Raw genomic sequence first — 19,413 nt, forward strand, 5'->3', positions numbered from 1 at the left:
GTGTTAGCTTTTTCAACCTTCTTTTGTTTTAAGACTCTGCAACTTTAGTCTAATTTAGTGTATTAGCTATTGCTTAACCCATAACAACCTTCTAAATTATTCATGTCACTCACCTATGCTATGTAATGAGTACTATGGACACTGAACTTTCAGAAATATCAGCTTTTATACAAAGTATCCCCCCTTTTGATAGCTTACCTAAACAAGTATTAGCACAGCTTGTTCGTGAATTAACAATTAATTACGTTAGAAAAAACGAACTTTTACCGCCCCAAGGTATTAACGAGCCAAGGCTATATATCTTAAGAAAAGGGGCTATTAGTTGCCTATCAAACGATAGTGAATTAATTGCTCGGTTAGGCGAAGGGGATTTGTGTACTGCTTTTTGCAATAAAGACATTGCCCAGCAAGATGGAATTAGCCAAGTAAAAACAGATGAAGACAGTTTAGTTTATAGCGTCAGTATTGATGTTTTATCAGACATCGGTGAAAAATTTCCTAGTATTAGCGACTTTTTCAGTAACGATTCAGCCCAACGACTGAAAACTAAAATGAGTAAAGTGAATGAGGAAGCTATCATGGCTTCAACCTTAATGAATACCTCTGTCAGTAATTTTTATCAATCTCCTGTTGCTACTATCGATTGTAATAAAACAATTCAACAAGCTGCTATTCAAATGACAGAGCAAGGTTACTCATGTTTAGTAGTGGTCGATGGCACAAATCCAGTAGGTATTGTTACAGACAAAGATATTCGTCGTCGTTGTGTAGCACAAGGATTAGCAACAAACCAGCCAATTAGCCAAATAATGACCGTTGATATGTGCACAATAGATATTAAAAATAATGCCTACGATGCCCTAATGACAATGACCGCAAAACATATTCACCATTTACCGGTCACCAAATACGGCAACCTTGCTGGTATGGTTAGTGTCACCGATTTAATCAACAACGAAGGTCATAATGCTATCAACCTCTCTAGCATTATTCATAAGGCCAACTCATTAAACGAATTAAAACAAATCAGTGATTTACTCCCTAAATTGCAGATTCGCCTAGCAAAACTTGGTAGCAGTGCCGATCATGTTGGTAAGAGTATCAGTGCCATAACCATGGCCTTTACCAAGCGCCTAATAGAAATGGCTGAAAATAAGTTTGGGCAAGCACCAGTCCCTTATGCATGGCTAGCTGCAGGTTCGCAAGCAAGACAAGAACAACTCGCACACTCTGATCAAGATAATGCCATTATAATTTGCGATAGCATGAAACCTTATGATGATGCTTGGTTTGAGAACCTAGCCAATTTTGTCTGTGATGGCTTAGCAGAGTGTGGCTTTATCTATTGTCCGGGTGACATCATGGCGACCAACCCCAAATGGCGTCAACCACGAAAAGTATGGCAAAAATACTTTACTGACTGGGTTGAAACACCAAGCCCTAAAGCATTATTAAACAGTAGTGTTTTCTTTGATTTAGATACCATTTATGGCGATAAAGCATTGCTTGAAGATGTGCGTGATAAAATGCTTAACAGCACCAAACAAAGCACCCTTTTTATTGCTCACCTCTCTAAAAATGCATTAGGCTTAAGGCCGCCATTAGGCTTTTTCAGAGATTTTGTTTTACGACCTAATGGCAAGCACAAAGCAACTCTTGATTTAAAGCATAACGGGATTGCACCGGTTGTCGATTTAGCACGTATTTACGCATTAGCGGAAGGAATTAGTGCCGTTAATACCATTGAACGCATACAACAAGCCGCTGGTACACGTTCATTAACCAAAGCTTCCGCTGAAAACCTTATTGATGCTTATGAGTTCTTAGGAATGTTGCGAGTAGAACATCAAGCTAAAAAGCTTATGCGCGGAGAAGCTCCTGATAACTTTTTATCACCTAAAGAAATATCAAAACTCGAACGGGAGCATTTAAAGGATGCCTTTAAAGTCATAAAAACATTACAAGATGCAAGGCAATCGAACTTCTAATGACCAGTGCAATGATCGCAAATAATCCTTTATTTAATTGGCTACTTGGTTATGAAACTAAGCGGAAAAAACTATTGAAAAGAGTACCTGACGGTGCACTTAAAGATTTTCTTTCAGTACCTTTTCCTGATTTAAAAACGCCAATTCAACAAATACCGATACTGTCTGTTGATTTTGAAACCACAGGCCTTGATGCCAAGCAAGACAAATTACTCAGTGTGGGTTTTGTTGAAATCGATCATCAACAAATTAAATTAAACTCGTGCTATCATCAAATCATCAAGACCAAGGCGCAACTTGAAGAAAGCAACGTCATTATTCACCACATCACTGATGAGCAAAAAGATCGAGGTGAAAAACTGCGCATTGTTGTTGAAGCACTACTTAAAGCCTTAACAGGAAAAGTCATGTTGGTGCACTTTGCCCGCATTGAAAAACAGTTTTTGCAACAAGCTTGCTTTGAGCTTTATGGTGTTATTCCGCCATTTCCCATGATAGATACTTTAGTGCTAGCAAAGCGTAAGCTTGATAAACGCGATGTCGCTTACGACCCCTCGGAGTTAAGACTATCTAGCCTAAGACATAAATATAAATTACCTGAGCATCATGCACATAACGCCCTGAACGATGCTATCGCCACGGCTGAACTTTACCTTGCCCAAACCAGTAAACAAAGAAAAAAGCAGCAAATCACCTTAAAAGATATTTTATTGTAATTTTCCTACCACACTAGGGTCTGTTGATCTTTCGCGATTAAATTTTGTTCGAGCTAAAAGCGTTTTATTCGCGGCGAGTAGTGTTTAGCTTAGTCATTCTAAGCAAATACTATTCAACAAAGCGTAAAATGCTTTTAGCCGAATCTTTCGGACAGCGTTTGTTGGTCATTTTTACGGCGTTATCGCCTTTTTATGTGGAGTAACCACATGGCAAAGGCGCTGCCTTGTACAAATATACAACAAAAAGCTGTAAAAACAACCCTGAAAGATCAACAGCCCCTAAAGTAAGCTCATTTTATAAAGACAACTACGCCGAATTGACGGTACTTAAACTTAAAACTTTGTCTAAAACTCAGTCATAAGTACGAAATTAATCGTAAAATAATTTTGACTCTACGTAAATCTTCGTACATAGTGAAGTTGTCGCTTATTTATTAAACGAATATTAATTACTTATCAATAATTAACGACCAATAATTATAATTAACATATCAAGGAAGTGAATATGAGAAGAAGAAAGTTATCCGCCGAACAAGAAGCTCAAGTAGATATGACACCCATGCTAGATATTGTTTTTATCTTATTAATCTTTTTCATTGTTACCACTTCATTTATTAAGGAGGAAGGCATTCTGGTTAATCGACCCAAAATGAACAAGTCTAATTCTCCTTCAGCACCAGCAATGCTTATTCAAATTAGTGAATCAGGCGTAACAACCTTTAACGGTGATTTAGTCGACATAGAACGAATTCCTGCCAGAATAGAGAATTTTATTGCCACTAATCAAAGCAATTCGGTCATCGTAATTCCCAACTTCGATACCAGCCATAACGATGTAGTACAGGTACTTGATCAGGTAAGGCAGTTTTCACAGTTAACCATTTCAATTGGTAAGTAGCTGATCAATCGTACTATAAATATAATTTAGCGATAAATAGATAATAAATGACTTTATTGGGCTTTTTCTGCGTTCATGTTAGGTTACAATTAATACATACTCGCAAATATAAACTTCACCAAGTAAATATAGGGATCTCATGAATCATTTACTTATTGCTGGCAACCAAGGTACACCTTTGTCAGTTATCGAAAAATCTGAATATAACGATTGGCTATCAAAGCAAAATCAATCAAGTAAAAATTGGTTAGAAAGCATTAATTACACGGGTGAAGGCTTAGCCATTTTTCCCACTGATGCCGGTGAATTATCACAAGCATTATTTGTGGTAAATGATGCCAGCCACTACTTTGCTTGTGGTGATTTAATTAATCAATTGCCTAGTGGTAATTACCATTTAGTTGCTAATGAGAAAAACCACGCAGCCATCTGTTTTGCTTGGTTAATTGGTGCTTACCAATTTGATAGATATATCAGCAAAAAAAGTGAAAAATCGTTGCCAATTTTATCTGTTGATAATCAACAAACTGTTGAATCGGCGATTAACTATGTGCAAGCAACAAGCTTAGTTCGTGATCTTGTCAATACCCCTGCTGCTGACATGATGCCTGAAGACTTAGCACATGCTGCACAAGATTTAGTAGATGAATTTGGTGGTAATGTTAAACATACTGTGGGCGAAGAGTTATTAGAACATAACTATCCAACCATACATGCAGTTGGCCGTGCCAGTGTTCATGCACCACGATTAATTGACTTAACATGGGGCGATAGTCGTCATCCTAAAGTGACTCTAGTGGGTAAAGGTGTTTGTTTTGACAGCGGTGGTTTAGATGTAAAACCTGCTGCTGGCATGCGCAACATGAAAAAAGATATGGGCGGCTCAGCACACGTACTAGGGTTAGCGCGTTTAATAATGGCAACTAAACTACCTATTAACTTACGTGTATTAATTCCTGCAGTAGAAAACGCGGTTTCAGGTAATGCACTAAGACCCGGCGATGTCGTTGTTACCCGTAAAGGTATAAGTGTTGAAATTGATAATACCGATGCTGAAGGCCGATTAGTTTTATGTGATGCGTTAGCCGAAGCTGAAAATGACAACCCAGATTTAATTATAGATTTCGCTACCTTAACGGGAGCAATGCGTGTTGCCTTAGGTGTTGAGTTACCTGGGTTTTTCTCAACCAACGATGAGGTTGCAGCAGGCATTACCTTAGCAGGCAGCAAAAATACCGATCCTGTATGGCGTATGCCGCTTTATACCCCTTACCGCGATTTATTAAAAAGTACCGTAGCAGATATGACCAACTGCGCTACCGTACCTTTTGGTGGTGCAATTACTGCGGCCTTATATCTACAAGATTTTGTTAACAAAGATACCGACTGGGTTCATTTTGATGTTATGGCGTTTAATATTCGTAAACAATCAGGCCGCCCATTAGGTGGTGAAGCCTTTGGTGTTCGCGCAGTGTTTGATTATTTACAGCAGCGTTTTAAGTAAACAAACATTTAAATAAAGCATAAAAAACCACTGATACTTTTACCGTTCAGTGGTTTTTTATAGCGCATTACTGAAGATATAAACAAAAGTGAACACGCTCTAGTTCAGCTGATACTTAGCATATATTTTGTCAAAAGCACCTTGAGCTAATAGCGAAGTGATTATTGTATCTACAGAATTGCGCAATGCTTCATCTCTAAACGCCATATGACTATAAACATCTGACCAAAGAGGATGTAAAGTAAAATCATCAATACTGATCTTCATCTTTTGCTGATATCTTTTATTTTTCAAGTCGTACAAAAAAATACTAACATCACCAATACGAACATCTTTTTTACCCGACACTAATAGATAGGTGGTTTCTTTAGGGTGTGAATACTCCATATAATTAGGGTTATTCAGCGCAATATTCTTAAGTTCAGCACCAAGTAAATCTTTAGCTCCTTGATAGGCCGCAATAGATAAGTTTTGTAGATCTGAGACCTTGTTTAGGCGTAAATTATCACGCTTTTTAGTCACGGCAACATCGGTGTATTTAAAGATAGGTTTTGAAAAGTGTCCTTTAACACCTGAACCAGGGAAAATATTGCAAGCAACATCTAATAGCTTTCCGGTATTAATTTCATGAGCCAAACGACTGTTACTCATAAAAATAAATTTAATGTCGTATTCCGGTAATTCATTAAAAATAGCTTGGGTGATTTCTAAAAAAAGCCCTGACTGACTTTCTTCAATGAAAAAAGGAGGGAAATTACCTACACCAACTTTTAATTCTTGCTTTGCAAGCGTCTGAAATGAAAGGCTTAATAATATACAAAGCAATATAAAAAAGAAGAATTCATATAAAGATCTTAACATAACTCTATTAATCATAAGCAGCCCATAATAATGAGTATAACTAAGTGGTTAAAAAATAACATCTCTACGTTTATTCATGATGCGGCTATTACATCTTATCTTCTATTAACAGAAACAGTATTACCTTTGTACAATAAGGTGAACAGTTTACCTCTATTTAATCCCGATTATTTCTCCATTCATCGCTATTATTAAAAAACCTTGTTGGTTTGCTTCGCGAAAACACATAAAATCGAATAGTACTTTACTAGGATTTCTCGAGATCTAATGAAACTCATAAGCACAAAGAATAGTGTTTACGCGTTGGATCATTTACTAGGACAATGAATAGGAACTCAAATGAAATTGAAGATGAAATCAATTAAGCAAGCGCTAGCATTAGGTCTAGGTTTACTTAGTTACTCTGCTATAGCTGCTGACAAGACCATTACTGCTGAAAACTTAGCGACCTTACAAAGTGTCGGTCAAGTGCAAGTAAGCCCTGACGGTGAAAGTATCGCTTTTACTCGCTCTGTACCACGCGAAATTTACGTTGAAAAAGACGGCAAAAACTGGGGTGAACTCTATATTGTTGATGACGAGGGTGTTGAACGCCCTTTCATTACAGGTAAAGTAAATATTCGTAATATACAGTGGTCACATGATGGCGCTTTTATTTACTTTTTAGCGAAAATGAAAGGAGATAAATACACAGCTTTATATCAAATCGCCTCAGATGGTGGTCAAGCACAAAAGCTTATTGGCTTAAAAAACACGAGTGTTAACTACTACACACTAAGTGAAGATAATAAACATGTCGCTATTTTAGCGAAAAAAGCGAAAGACAAGTCAATTAAAAAGCTGAAAGATCTTGGTTTTAAAGCCGAAGTCTATGAAGAAGACTTAACTAATCAATTCCTTTATGTGGTTGATCTCGCTAAAGCTGATAAGCCTCTTACACCAACAGCATGGGATATTAAAGATTACGTTTCAGACGTGCACTTTTCTCCATCTGGAAAAAATTTACTCGTTAAAACTCAACCTAGTGCTTTGATCGATGACAAATACATGCGCTCTCAGTGGCATTTAGTTGATATTGATAACCAAAAAGTGACTACTTCTTTTGCAACCGAAGGAAAGCTTGGCGCTGCTGAGTTCTCACATGATGGTAAATACATTGCTATTTTAGGTGCTCAAGACAAGCATGATCCTGCAACGGGTCGACTTTATATCGCTGAAACTAAAACAGGTAAAGTGAAAGAGTGGTTACCAAACTTCATGGGACATGTTAGCGATATAGAATGGGCTAACAAGCGTAATGAATTATACTTCATTGGTAATATTGGCACTCAATCTATTGTAGCCAAAATTAAAGCAAGCCTGACTAACTACAAAACAGTCGTTAAAGGCGGTAAGTTTATTGCTGGTAACCTAAGTATTTCAGACTCTGACAAAACAGTTGCCTTAAAAGGTAATACTGCGATGCACCCTAATGAAGTGTTTATGTTACGCGGTAAGAAAACAACCCGTTTAACAGATTCAAATGAATGGTTAAACGACGTAAAATTTGCTAAACAAGAAAGCATTACCATTAAAGCACGCGATGGCATAGAAATTGGCGGCGTACTTGTTTACCCACTTGATCACGAAGAAGGCAAACGTTACCCATTAATTATGTCTGTTCATGGTGGCCCTGAAAGCCATGATAAAGATGGTTGGTTAACGGCTTATTCTCGCCCTGGTCAACTTGGTGCAGCGAACGGTTATGCTGTTTTCTACCCTAATTACCGAGGTAGTACAGGTAAAGGGGTTGACTACTCTAAACTCGGTCAAAATGATTACGCAGGTAAAGAATTCGATGATTTAGTAGATTTAAAGAATCATCTAGTGAATATCGGCTTAGTTGACATGAAAAAAGTAGGTATTACTGGAGGTTCATACGGTGGTTACGCTTCAGCCTGGGGCGCAACAAAACTAACAGAGCATTTCGCAGCCAGTGTTATGTTTGTTGGTATTTCTAACCAACTGTCTAAGTTTGGTACTACTGATATTTCAAATGAAATGCACTTAGTTCATGCTCGTTCTTACCCTTGGGAAAAGTGGCAGTGGTATTTAGAACGCAGCCCTATTTACTGGGTTGGCCAATCTAAAACCCCTTTACTTATTATGCACGGTAAAGAAGATCCACGTGTACACCCTTCACAATCTATGGAACTATACCGCTACATGAAAGTACGTGGTAAAACGGTTCGTTTAGTTTATTACCCAGGTGAAGGCCATGGTAACCGCAAAGCAGCCGCAAAATACGACTACAGTTTACGTTTAATGCGCTGGATGGATCATTACCTGAAGAATGATGGTAAAGAGATGCCTGCTCATGAACTACCGCATGCTGATAACTTAAAAGCGAAAAAAGAAAGCTAATTGAGTCTAGTTAGGTAATTAGAGTAAAAAAAGCTGTCTTTGACGGCTTTTTTTATGCCTTATCAGTGGCAATATATCGCTACGAACATACGTGCAATTAACATCGTAAAATTGCGTATAAAAATAAATTAGCATATGCTTCAGCATCTTATAAATCAGCTGATCATATTTTATGTTTAAATCTCTTTTACCATTGTGCCTAGTACTTCTTTCCATCACCAACGCATTTGGCAGTATGCTTGGAGAACGTATCACGCTTGATTCTCGTACTTTAAAAGAAGAAAGAACACTACAGATTCTTTTACCTGAAAATTATCAAGCAAATAAATCCGCGACTTATCCTGTTATTTACTTGCTAGATGGTGATTATAATTTTAATGCTGTAGCTGGTATGCTTGATTTACTCGCCAATAAAGGTCAACGTATTCCTGATGTCATCCTCGTAGGCATTGCAGATAAAGGAACACAAAGTTATCGCACCTATATGACACCTAACTCAATACCTACCCTGCACGATAAAAATGTTAACGGGCAAGCCAATACCTTTTTATCTTACCTTGTTGATGAAGTTAAGCCGTATATAGAAAAAAAATATAGAGCAGCACAACATACCACGATTGTCGGTCATTCTATGGGGGGATTATTTGTTTTAAATGCCCTTATAGAAAACCCAGCATCTTTTACTAATTACGTAGCGATCAGTCCATCAGTGTGGCTGGCTGACAATGCTATTGTTAAACAAGCGCAAACAAATTTATCAGTCAACGCTGAACAACCTGTTTCATTATTTCTTTCTTTGGGTGATGAAACTCAAATGGGGCAATATGACTTTATTAACTTACTTGATTTAACACAGCCAGATCACTTAACGTGGTCATTTACTCATTACCCTGATGAAAACCACAACTCTGTTGGTATTATTTCTTTAAGAGATAGTTTAAAAACAATATTTAATGGTTGGTACTTACCTGAAAAGCATTTAAAGGCGATGAAATCAGCAAATGACATCGTTGCACATTATCAGCAAGTGATGACCCGATCTTCCTTTGAACAAAGCATCCCTAGCGCCAGCATCAAAGCAATGGTGCGAAAACACTATCGCCAGAAAAAAGAACAAGATTTACCTGCTTTTATTGACTACGCAAGTAAAGCACTCCCTGAAAGTAAGCGTTCACTTATTGCAATGCAAGCAAGCTATGCTGGTCATTTTGACTCACCAAAAACGGAACTTGCATTATTAAAAGCCGTAGAAGTTGAATTTAAGCATAATATTGAACATATCAAAAGTATTGCTAGTGTATATGAGAAACTAGGCGATACCAAAACGGCACATCATTACTATCAACGTGCACTTGTTGTCGCCTTGCAACAAAAGGCGCAACAATGGCAACTCAATATTATCAATGCGAAAATAAGCGCAACAAACACATAACCACGCTACACTAGCTCAGGCCTATTTTGGCCTTAGCTACTTTTCTTCCGAATAATTTCTTTACGCTGGGATAACTTTAATCGCGTTTCAATACAAACTAAATGCACCTATCAAAGTGATTAAACATTTTCCCCTCTATATCTTGGTGAATATTTCACCGACTAAAGTCTACATACTAAACAACTGAATTTAGACTTAGGTCTAATACCTTTTGCACACTTTTAGCTCTAACTTATTAACTCGAAAGTAGATTAAATAAAAATGAAGCTAACTTTCTAATAGCGTATTAATAATTTGTCGCTAAATAAAAAGAAGAGACACAAAGATCTTTAGACAAGTTATTCGCAATAGAAAACAAATATGAAGCAACAATAATAATCAAGCCATTGGATACTACGTAGCTTACATCGCAGTGACCATCGGTTTATTAAATGGGGAAAAGCAATGTTTAAAATGAAAAAACTATTACTCGCTACTGGTCTTCTTGCAATGACTGGTGCAGCTAATGCGGGTTACACCATTGATTTAGGCGACGACAACAAACTATCTTTTGGTGGTTTTATTAAAATTGATGCACGTTACGTAGACGGTACCGTTGGTTATAAAGACTTTTGGACAGGTTCAGGTACACCTGTTGCCGATTCTTCACAATTAAAACTGTTCGCCAATGAAACTCGTTTTAACACTAAATATGTACATGGCGATGTTACAGGTTTTATTGAGATGGATTTTTACGGCGGGGGCGGTAATGAAGTTATCTCTAACTCTGTTCATCCAAGATTACGTCATGCCTTTATTAAATACAAAAACGTGACTGTTGGTCAAACTTGGACAACCTTTATGAACACCAGCGCTCTAGCTGAAACAGCTGACTTTGGTGGTCCTATGGTAGGTGAAGCGTTCGTACGTAATACACAGGTTCGCTACACTATGGGTGGTTTACAGGTTTCTCTTGAGAACCCAGAATCATACGGTGGCGATCCATCACAAGATTCATTACCCGATGTTATTGCTAAATACACCTTCAAAGGTGACTGGGGTAATGTGTCAGTTGCTGGTTTAGCCAGACAATTAAACACAACTTTAGGTAATACTGAAACAGGAGCTGGTTTCTCTGTTGCAGGCCGGATTAAGACATTTGGTAAAAATGATGTACGCTTCCAATTACACGGAGGTAACACTGGGCGTTACGTAGGTGTTGCGGCACAAAAAGATTTAGTCGGTGAAAATGCGGAAGAATCTATTTCATATATGGCGGCATATCGTCATTTCTGGTCAGAAAGCACTCGTAGTTCAGTATTCTACGGTAATATCTCAACGGATGAGAGCGATATCGACCACTCACATTACGGGGTAAACATTTTTACTAATGTTACAAAGCAGCTTTCATTTGGTGCTGAAGTAGGTCAGTTTGTTCAAGATGAATCAGATACTGATTCACTTTACTTACAATTCTCAGCAAAATACGTTTTATAGTGCTAGCAATAGTCACAACCATCTTGCGTTAGTTGACCTCTAATCGAGGTTGTTTTTGGGGAAGCATCTGCTTCCCCTTTTTTTATGCATAAAAAAAGCCAGTAGCATAAAGCTACTGGCACCATCAAAAATTTTAAATCGATTGCTACAAAGAGTGACTTAGTGGCTATGTGTCCTGGAGCATAACCACTAAGTTACGAGCTTTGCTGTTAGCTAGTATAGTGAGAGAGCATTCACTTGCCCTAACCAACAATACAAATGATAATGGTTATCATTTGTATTGTCAACCTTGATTTTGACTATTATTTTGTTTTATTTAAGGCTTACTTTTTTAACTTTGCAAATGCATCAGCAAACGCATTACCCATCGCTGCATTTTCAACTTTTTGTGGCTTACTTTTTCGTTGATTTGAACTATTATTCGCTTTCTTTGGGTTTGCTGATTTCTGTTTTGCCATGGTTGATTTACTTGATGTGCTTTTCGCTGTCGCCTTCTCATCTAAACGCATGGTTAAACTAATACGTTTTCGCTCTACATCGACTTCAAGTACTTTCACTTTAACGATATCACCAGCCTTAACTACTTTGCGTGGGTCATCAACAAACTTATCGGTTATGGACGAAATGTGTACTAACCCATCTTGATGAACGCCAACATCGACAAAAGCACCAAAATTAGCAACATTAGAGACGACACCTTCTAATATCATACCTAGTTCCAGATCAGCGACTGTATTAACCCCGTCGGCGAATGTGGCAGTTTTAAATTCAGGTCTAGGGTCTCGATTAGGCTTTTCTAATTCGTTAATAATATCTTTAATAGTTACAGTACCAAACTCATCTGTTGCTAAAGAATTCACATCAATCTGGCTAAGTTTGTCATTATTAATGACTTCACTTAAAGACAGATTTAACTGATTAATTATTTTTTCAACAATAGGATAGGTTTCTGGATGAACGCCTGATTGATCAAGGACATTATCGCCTTCAGTGATCCGAAGAAACCCTGCAGCTTGCTCAAATGCTTTCGGGCCTAAACGTGCTACTTTTTTCAGTTGCTTTCTATTAGTAAAGCGACCGTGCTGATCACGAAAGCTAACAATATTGTTCGCCATGGTTTTACTCAACCCTGAGACTCGAGTGAGTAACGCCGCAGAGGCACTGTTTAAATCTACGCCTACCGAATTTACACAATCTTCAATAACATTATCTAAAGTTGCACTTAACTGGCTTTGACTAACATCGTGTTGATATTGCCCCACACCAATCGCTTTGGGATCTATCTTTACTAGCTCTGCTAACGGATCTTGTAAGCGACGAGCAATTGAAACTGCGCCACGAAGAGAAACATCAAGCTCAGGAAATTCTAACGCAGCACTTTCCGAAGCAGAATATACCGATGCACCAGCTTCACTCACCATAACTTTATTCGGCTTATTACCTTCTAATTGCGCTATCGCTTCTGCAACCAACTTATCACTTTCACGTGATCCTGTCCCATTACCCACAGCAATAAGTTCAACTTTATGCTGTCGACAAATATTCACTAAGGTACGTACTGATTTATCCCAATGATTTTGCGGTGCATGAGGGAAGATAGTACTGGTGTGGAGTAATTTACCTGTTTGATCAACCACGGCAAGTTTACAACCTGTTCGTAATCCAGGATCTAAACCTAACGTTGATTTAGCGCCAGCAGGTGCTGCCATTAAAACATCATGCAAATTACCTGCGAATACCTTAATAGCCTCTGTCTCAGCTTGTTCACGTAATTGCGTTATTAATTCTGTCGATAAGCTAACACTGAGTTTTGTTTTCCATGTCAGTTGCACAACTTTAGTTAAAAAATCTGCTGCTGCTTGCTTACTGAGTGTTAAGTGGAAGTGTTCTAAAATCAATTGTTCCGCACTAGAGTAACTATTACTTTCATTATGTGGGTCAACATTAATAGCAATCTGCAATACACCTTCATTACGCCCCCTTAACATGGCAAGTATCCGATGCGAAGGTACTGTTTTTAAAGGTTCACTGTGCTGAAAGTAATCTTTGAACTTGCTTGATTCACGTAATGACTCTTTACCTTTTAATACTTTACTCGTTAAATGCGCTTGCTTTAATAGATGACGCCTTAATTTTTGCAGTAAATTTGCATCTTCAGCAAATTGCTCTGCCAAAATATAACTAGCTCCTTCAAGTACCGACTTTTCATCGCTATAACCCGCTTCTGCATTAAAATACTTTCTAGCTTCAATTTCTGGATTGAGTTGCCAATTCTTTAATAGTGCTTCAGCTAAGGGGGCAATTCCTGCTTCAATTGCCATTTTACCTTTGGTGCGTCGCTTCGGTTTAAAAGGTAGATACAAATCTTCAAGTCGGGTTTTATTGTCGGCTTGCTCTATTTGCTTCTCTAAGGCGTCCGTTAATTTATTTTGCTGCTTTATACTCGTTAAAATGACCTGCCGACGATCAGCTAACTCTCTTAAATACGTTAACCTCTGTGCCAAATGACGTAAGTGATTATCATCTAAACCTTGCGTTACTTCTTTTCTGTAACGCGCAATAAAAGGTACAGTAGAGCCATCATCTAATAAATTAATCGCGGTATTAATTTGTGTTGTTTTTACATTCAATTCTTGAGCAATTTGCTCAGCAATAGACACCATTGAGTGAACATTCCAATTTGATAAACTTCAATAGATAAATAATATCAGAAAAGTAGTTTTCAACATATCGTTTGCTAATTTTGTTATCATTATTCCAATCATGATTGCCAAGACAAGTAAATGAAACGTTCAAACTATATTACCCGTGCAGGCTGGGATCGTTTAGATCAAGAATTAAAGTTTTTATGGAAAGATGAAAGACCTAAAATTACTCGCTCTGTCAGTGAAGCTGCCGCACAAGGTGATAGAAGCGAAAATGCTGAATACATTTATGGTAAGAAGCGTTTACGGGAAATAGACAGGCGTGTACGTTTCTTAGTGAAGCGTACTGAAGAGCTCACTATTGTTTACCCCGATAAACAACAAGAAGGACGTGTTTTTTTTGGTGCTTGGGTTACCTTAGTGAATGAAGACGATAAAGAAGTCATCTATCGTCTTGTAGGTCCTGACGAGTGGGATGTAAAACGCGGTGAAATTAGTATCGATTCACCAATGGCGAGAGCCCTACTAGGCAAAGCCATTGACGATGAAGTAGTTGTACAAACACCTGAAGGTGAGCGTGTGTTTGATATTATTGCTATTAACTATCAGCTTCCTGAAAAGTAATCACTTAATTGTGATAAATGAAGCTAATAAGCAAATTGTACACCTAAGCGCAGGTTTACTCCTCGTCTATATTTATCCCCATCAAGAGTTACTGTATCTAGCGTTGTTGCTACATCAAGGTTAATAAACTTCATGAAGGTTACCCCTGCATTTAAATAGCCTAAACTTGTGCCTGCTAAATTACGACTAAAGCCAAAGCGAGCACTAGGTAACCACCAGCTATCGGCGGCATATCCCGCTGTTACGGTTAACCATTGATATCTATCTCGCATAGGATCTTCTACAGGGTTTGCGTCAAGCTCTGCATGTAAGCTCCAATCACGCTGCTGGGTGAAAATGCCCGCCTCTAACTTAACCTGCCTTTGCATAGTAAATTCAGAGTGGTAATTTATTTTTTGAATAATTTTAGTTGAATTAAGCCTTTGGGTGTCTAACTCTGGAAAAAGATAGGTTTTCTCAATAACATTTGTCATTGTTGCGCCTAATTGATAATTTGGAGCCGCCCAAGTAACCCCCATATCAAAATCAAAACCATTTTTATAAACGTAATTCGCATTTTTAATATCGTCAAAAATAGCTTCAGAATCCGTAATTTCACCTAATCTTGCGCTGACATTGGTTAAACCAACACGATAAAATATCGGTTTAACTCCCCAGTAGAGTGCGCCCGCCTCAGATTCAAATGCTTTTTTACTATATGCTAACGAGAATTGTGCAATTTTAGTGGATTTTACCAATAACATGCTGTCGTTATCTATGTTCAGTTTTACTTTATGGTTAGCCGGGTTGTAATATAAATAAACGCCACCAGAAAGGTCTAATTTTTGAATAGGATCTGTTTCGTCAAACTCAGGGATTGTCTTTAAGGCTTCAAGTGCTTGATCACTATTAAAATCTATTTCTTCAAATAAACCAACAACTTTAGCGTTACCTTTTAACCCCATCCCCATTAATAAGGTGCCACCGTATAAATCTTCATTCAAGACAAAACTAGCATTACCTGTTGCTTCAGCTTTACCATAACCTTCAGAGGCAATTAATGCTAACAATCCAGCAGTGTTAACCACTTTGCCTTTTAACGCATCTAATCTATCTGCAAGCTCTGGGTATTTTATTAATAAATCATCCCAAGGATTATCTTCAATAGGGTTTTCAGGTGTCGGTGGTGCAGGAAGAGTGGTGCCACCATCAGCAGGTGGTTTAAAAGAGTTAGAAATTTCGTCTATTTTGGCAAATAGTTCATCCAAATTACCATATTCCAGTCCAGCACCGATTTCTACAGCACCACCAATCATTACATGGGGATCTTTGCGTTCGACGATTAATGCCGCTGACGCTGGGTTGCCAGCATTTGATAGCGCTTTTTGTGAATAATTTAAACTAGCACTTCTAGGTTGTATATCAGCCCATACCGTTGTAGCACTAAAATTAATCATGGCTATAGCAGTTAATTTTATAACACTGTATTTATTGAATTTTTTTAGCGACATTAAAGGCTTCACGGTTCACTCTCTCGTACTAGTACTCGTTTATTATTTCATTATCGCGATGTTTTGCTTACAACTCAATCAGATTCCTACAATTTAACAAAGCAATAACATATGTTACTACTGCATTCATTTTACAAGTCGACTACGAAGCGGAATTTGACACACATCTAACACGGGAGGTGGCTTTTGATAGAAAAATTCATGTGTGCGATGACGACGTTTTTCTATTCGCTCTAAAAAGTCTGAAGAAGCAGTGTTTTCTACTTCAATATGTATTTGTTGTGCTTTGGGTACATCTGTCATAATTTCCATCTTCACGATTGCTGTATAATCACGACTATCCACAGCATATTCTCCTTCAATAGCCTCTGTTCGTTGAATGGCTTGAATATGCTGCATGCCATAAACCACGCGACCAAAAATTGTCATAATGCCATCTAAATAACGTGGTGCTTGCCCAATAACAAAATAAAAATGGCTTGAGGCTGAGTCTGCTTCGTTCTGCCTAGCCATAGCTAATACACCAGGGCAATGAGTTAACCAAGCTTTGCCTGTTCCTTCCTGCACGTTTGTTGGTTCATATGCCACAGCAAAACTCTCTTTAAAGCCTGTTTGTGCAGCATAAAAATCATTCTCTTGAACTTTGGTAAAAGACCATGTTGAGTCAGTCGACCAATTACTTTCCATCGCAAGTAAGGGTACCGATTTATCTTTTTCACTGTCTTCTTTAGGGCCTGCTTGGGCAACAAAACCATCAATAACACGATTAAACGTTACGCCGTCATAAAAGCCCTGCTTAACTAGCTGTTTAAATTGAGCAACATGTTTAGGTGAAAATTGCGGAGCTAATTCAATAACAACCTTGCCATGTGGCAGAGTAAGTAAAATAGTATTGCTACTATCTAATACTCGCCATTCTTTGTTATTTTTCTCTGCGCTACAAGAGGTAACACAAAGTAAACTGACTAACACCCCTATTAAAGCAATGCTCACCTTCATGGTAAATTCCTTACACTTGTTGTTTTTATCATCGATAATGGCGCTAAGTTAAGCAAAAATAAGCTTGCTGTACCAGCACTAATGCTTTTTTGTTACCATAACGAAAGATCAACATGCCCTTTAGTTCATTTGATGATTGTGGAAAATTTATGAATAAAAGTATTATTACCAATACCCTTGCGTTAATCGCAACAATTTTAGGCTACACCCTAGCTCAACCTATATTATTCACCGTTGGTTTATTTGCTTTATCTGGCGCAATAACTAACTGGGTCGCTATTCATATGTTATTTGAAAAAGTGCCTCTGCTATATGGTTCAGGTGTCATTCCTGCGCGCTTTGAAGAGTTTAAATTAGGGATCCGCCAACTAATGATGACCCAATTTTTTACTCAAGAGAATATTGATAGGTTTTTATCTGACAGCTCAGGCAATGCTAGCGCTATTGACTTAAACCCTATTATTGAAAAAGTCGATTTATCACCTGCCTTCGATAGCTTAGTAAACGTTATCGAAAACTCTTCTTTTGGTGGCATGTTAGCCATGGTTGGCGGAAGTGAAGCAATTCAACCAATGAAAGAGCCCTTTGTCGAGAAAATGAAAGAAGCTGTGCAGGACATCACCAGCACAGATCATTTTAAACAACTTTTGCGAGATGAACTTGAGCAGCCTGATGTTATTGCCGGTATGCAAGAAAAAGTCAGTGATATTATTGAGAAACGTTTAAATGAATTAACACCACAGTTAGTGAAAGATATTATTCAAGAAATGATACGAAAACACTTAGGTTGGCTAGTCGTTTGGGGAGGCGTTTTTGGTGGTTTGATTGGCTTAATTGCCGCCTTAAGTAAAACCTTATAAGTACAGTGTAAACACGTAAAAATTTATATACTAAAAATAGATGAAATAAGTATTAATTATTACGTTAAAAACCTTTATGTTTAACGTAAATTTACGTTATGCTTGACCCTTAATTAATAGGGTGTTTTTTCTGCTGATTACAGTGGCGTAATTGATAGCAAACATCCATCTAACCACAAGGTAAACTTCTGTCATGTTTGGTAGTTTAAAGGCTTTGCCTGCCGACCCAATTTTAGGGTTATTGGCTAAATATAGAAAAGATGACAATCCAAATAAAATCGATTTGGGTGTTGGCGTATACAAGAACGAAGCAGGTGAAACCACTGTACTTGATTGTGTAAAAAAAGCTGAGTTACATCGCCTAAATACCGAAGACAGTAAAGTTTACATTGGTCCAACAGGCTCTGAACTATTTAATGAAAAAATGGCTGAGCTAATTTTTGGCGATCATAAAGTGTTAGCTGAGAACCGTGCTCGTACTATTTCAACACCAGGTGGCACAGGTTCACTTCGCGTTGCAGCAGAATTTATTAAAAGTTGTAAACAAGGCGCGACAATTTGGGTTAGTAATCCAACATGGGCTAACCATACAGGGTTATTTGAAGCTGCGGGGATTACGGTAAAAACCTATCCTTATTATGACTACGAAAAGAAAAACTTAGATTTTGACGGCATGCTTGCAGCGCTGAAAGAAGTGGCAAGTGATGATGTCGTGTTATTGCATGCTTGTTGTCATAACCCAAGTGGTATGGATTTAAATAAAGAACAATGGCAGCAAGTTGCTGATGTTGCCAAATCAGTCGGTTTTACTCCGCTTATAGATATGGCTTATCAAGGTTTTGGTGAAGGACTTGATGAAGATGCGTACGGTTTGCGCTTAATGGCTGATTCTGTAAAAGAAATGATCGTATGTAGTTCATGTTCTAAAAACTTTGGCCTATACCGTGAACGTATTGGTGGCTGTACTATTATTGGTGAGTCGAGCATCAGTGCAGATATCGCTTTTTCTGTATTGCTCTCAGTTGTACGAGTTATTTACTCAATGCCACCTGCACACGGTGCCGCTATTGTTGAAACTATTTTGAGTTCTGATGAACTACGCACACAATGGTATGCAGAGCTAAAAGAAATGCGCGATCGCATTAACGGCAACCGTCAACTTATTGTAGACAAACTTGTTGAAAACGGAGTTGAGCGTGACTTTAGCTTTATCACTCGCCAAAGTGGTATGTTCTCTTTCTTAGGTATTACTCCTGAGCAAGTGCAACAGCTGCAAGATGAATACAGCATTTATATGGTTGGCTCTAGTCGTATGAGTATTGCGGGTATTGCTAACAGCAATGTTGATTACCTTGCTAAGTCCATTGCTAAAGTACTCTAATTAGCACGGTTTATTGCTGTACTAAACAAGCTGAGCTTTTTTTATTCTAATAGAGTAAAATATCGCTCAGCTTTTTTTATTGCTTAAATTTTGATGCCACTCATCATGTTTCCTTAGCAATAGTCAAATTAAACCT

14 protein-coding genes and 1 pseudogene are annotated in these 19,413 nt (G+C 37.9%); 11 read left to right on the plus strand and 4 right to left on the minus strand.

Features of this window, described 5'->3' with window-relative positions; all coding sequences use genetic code 11:
• Positions 1-134 precede the first annotated feature (134 nt).
• The 5 genes and pseudogenes from D1094_RS08785 (at position 135) to D1094_RS08800 (ending at position 5,106) form a co-directional block, all read left to right on the plus strand.
• On the plus strand, positions 135-1,988 hold the full coding sequence (locus D1094_RS08785) for a putative nucleotidyltransferase substrate binding domain-containing protein (protein ID WP_118959724.1): 1,854 nt from the start codon (positions 135-137) through the stop codon (positions 1,986-1,988).
• On the plus strand, positions 1,988-2,704 hold the full coding sequence (locus D1094_RS08790; RefSeq protein ID WP_118959725.1) for an exonuclease domain-containing protein: 717 nt from the start codon (positions 1,988-1,990) through the stop codon (positions 2,702-2,704). Before D1094_RS08785 ends, D1094_RS08790 begins: the two co-directional genes overlap by 1 nt.
• 80 nt (positions 2,705-2,784) lie before the next feature.
• Positions 2,785-3,066: pseudogene (locus tag D1094_RS18875) on the plus strand (hypothetical protein).
• A gap of 143 nt (positions 3,067-3,209) precedes the next feature.
• Positions 3,210-3,602 carry a biopolymer transporter ExbD gene (locus tag D1094_RS08795; protein WP_118959726.1) on the plus strand — a complete coding sequence of 131 codons (393 nt, stop codon included), beginning with the start codon at positions 3,210-3,212 and terminating at the stop codon, positions 3,600-3,602.
• Between the two features lie 139 nt (positions 3,603-3,741).
• A complete protein-coding gene (locus tag D1094_RS08800) occupies positions 3,742-5,106 on the plus strand; it encodes a M17 family metallopeptidase (protein ID WP_118959727.1) in 1,365 nt (454 codons plus the stop codon).
• Between the two features lie 99 nt (positions 5,107-5,205).
• Here the strand turns inward: D1094_RS08800 and D1094_RS08805 are convergent, their stop codons facing one another.
• On the minus strand, positions 5,206-5,982 hold the full coding sequence (locus D1094_RS08805; protein WP_259337881.1) for an ABC transporter substrate-binding protein: 777 nt from the start codon (positions 5,980-5,982) through the stop codon (positions 5,206-5,208).
• Between the two features lie 336 nt (positions 5,983-6,318).
• Between D1094_RS08805 and D1094_RS08810 the strand changes: the two genes are divergently transcribed.
• The 3 genes from D1094_RS08810 (at position 6,319) to D1094_RS08820 (ending at position 11,278) form a co-directional block, all read left to right on the plus strand.
• Complete coding sequence (locus tag D1094_RS08810; RefSeq protein WP_118959883.1) at positions 6,319-8,370, plus strand: S9 family peptidase; 2,052 nt, start codon at positions 6,319-6,321, stop codon at positions 8,368-8,370.
• 172 nt (positions 8,371-8,542) lie between these two features.
• Positions 8,543-9,802, plus strand: coding sequence for an alpha/beta hydrolase (locus tag D1094_RS08815; protein ID WP_118959728.1), 1,260 nt, complete (start codon positions 8,543-8,545; stop codon positions 9,800-9,802).
• Positions 9,803-10,246: 444 nt separating this feature from the next.
• Positions 10,247-11,278 (plus strand): DcaP family trimeric outer membrane transporter, encoded by a 1,032-nt coding sequence (locus D1094_RS08820; protein ID WP_118959729.1) that lies wholly within the window; start codon positions 10,247-10,249, stop codon positions 11,276-11,278.
• Positions 11,279-11,601: 323 nt separating this feature from the next.
• Here the strand turns inward: D1094_RS08820 and D1094_RS08825 are convergent, their stop codons facing one another.
• Complete coding sequence (locus D1094_RS08825) at positions 11,602-13,941, minus strand: Tex family protein (RefSeq protein WP_118959730.1); 2,340 nt, start codon at positions 13,939-13,941, stop codon at positions 11,602-11,604.
• A 120-nt stretch (positions 13,942-14,061) separates the two neighbouring features.
• Between D1094_RS08825 and greB the strand changes: the two genes are divergently transcribed.
• Positions 14,062-14,547, plus strand: a complete 486-nt coding sequence (gene greB, locus D1094_RS08830) for a transcription elongation factor GreB (RefSeq protein ID WP_118959731.1) — start codon at positions 14,062-14,064, stop codon at positions 14,545-14,547.
• Positions 14,548-14,570: 23 nt separating this feature from the next.
• Here greB and traF read toward each other — a convergent pair whose 3' ends face one another.
• Together traF and D1094_RS08840 are read right to left on the minus strand one after the other, a co-directional pair.
• Positions 14,571-16,037 (minus strand): conjugal transfer protein TraF, encoded by a 1,467-nt coding sequence (traF, locus tag D1094_RS08835; RefSeq protein WP_118959884.1) that lies wholly within the window; start codon positions 16,035-16,037, stop codon positions 14,571-14,573.
• A gap of 126 nt (positions 16,038-16,163) precedes the next feature.
• A complete protein-coding gene (locus D1094_RS08840) occupies positions 16,164-17,036 on the minus strand; it encodes a peptidylprolyl isomerase (RefSeq protein WP_118959732.1) in 873 nt (290 codons plus the stop codon).
• Positions 17,037-17,185: 149 nt separating this feature from the next.
• Between D1094_RS08840 and D1094_RS08845 the strand changes: the two genes are divergently transcribed.
• Together D1094_RS08845 and D1094_RS08850 are read left to right on the plus strand one after the other, a co-directional pair.
• Positions 17,186-17,896 carry a DUF445 family protein gene (locus D1094_RS08845; protein ID WP_118959885.1) on the plus strand — a complete coding sequence of 237 codons (711 nt, stop codon included), beginning with the start codon at positions 17,186-17,188 and terminating at the stop codon, positions 17,894-17,896.
• A 193-nt stretch (positions 17,897-18,089) separates the two neighbouring features.
• Entirely contained in the window at positions 18,090-19,277 is a 1,188-nt protein-coding gene (locus D1094_RS08850; RefSeq protein WP_118959733.1) for an amino acid aminotransferase, read from the plus strand.
• The last annotated feature ends 136 nt before the right edge of the window (positions 19,278-19,413 follow it).

It is taken from the genome of Colwellia sp. RSH04 (assembly GCF_003545765.1).
In the GTDB taxonomy this organism is placed as follows: Bacteria; Pseudomonadota; Gammaproteobacteria; order Enterobacterales; family Alteromonadaceae; genus Colwellia.